This is a genomic window from Kitasatospora sp. MBT66 (genome assembly GCF_000710405.2).
GTDB classification, from domain to species: Bacteria; Actinomycetota; Actinomycetes; order Streptomycetales; family Streptomycetaceae; genus Kitasatospora; species Kitasatospora purpeofusca.
Genome location: NZ_JAIY01000007.1, coordinates 31,508 through 32,089, shown reverse-complemented (window position 1 = coordinate 32,089; position 582 = coordinate 31,508). Strand labels below are relative to the sequence as shown.

Here is a 582-nt window from a genome sequence, read left to right as displayed (position 1 = left end):
TCGACGGCCTGGAGGTCGACCAGGAGCTGCGCTGGGCGCTGTGGCTGACCCTGGCCGCGGCCGGCCAGGCCGGCGAGGAGGAGCTGGCCGGGGAGCTCGCCGCCGACAACACCGCGAGCGGCCGCCGCCAGCACACCCAGTGCCTGGCCGCCCGGCCGACCCCGGAGGCCAAGGCCGCCGCCTGGTCCGCCGTGATCGACTCCGACGAACTGCCCAACGCGCTGGTCGAGGCCAACATCGCCGGCTTCGCGGTGCCCGCCCACCGCGACCTGACCACCCTCTACGCGGCGCCCTACTTCAAGCTGCTGGAGCGGGTCTGGGCCGAGCGGACCATCGAGATCGCGATGCGGATCGTCGGCGGCTTCTTCCCGCAGGCCCAGGTCGACGAGGCCACGCTGGCCGAGACCGACGCCTGGCTGACCGGCCACCCGGACGCGGCGCCCGCGCTGCGCCGGCTGGTGCTGGAGCGCCGGGACGACCTGGCCCGGGCGCTGCGGGCGCAGGCCTGCGACCGGGGCTGAGGGACGGGACCGGGAGACAGGGCCGGGGCCCGCCGCGACGTGTCGCGGCGGGCCCCGGCCG

At 77.3% G+C, this 582-nt stretch carries 1 protein-coding gene; it reads left to right on the top strand.

Features of this window, described 5'->3' with window-relative positions; genetic code table 11:
* Positions 1-521 (top strand): ERAP1-like C-terminal domain-containing protein (locus tag BI06_RS53675; protein ID WP_043470072.1); only part of this gene is annotated, 521 nt, incomplete at its 5' end.
* Positions 522-582: the final 61 nt, after the last annotated feature.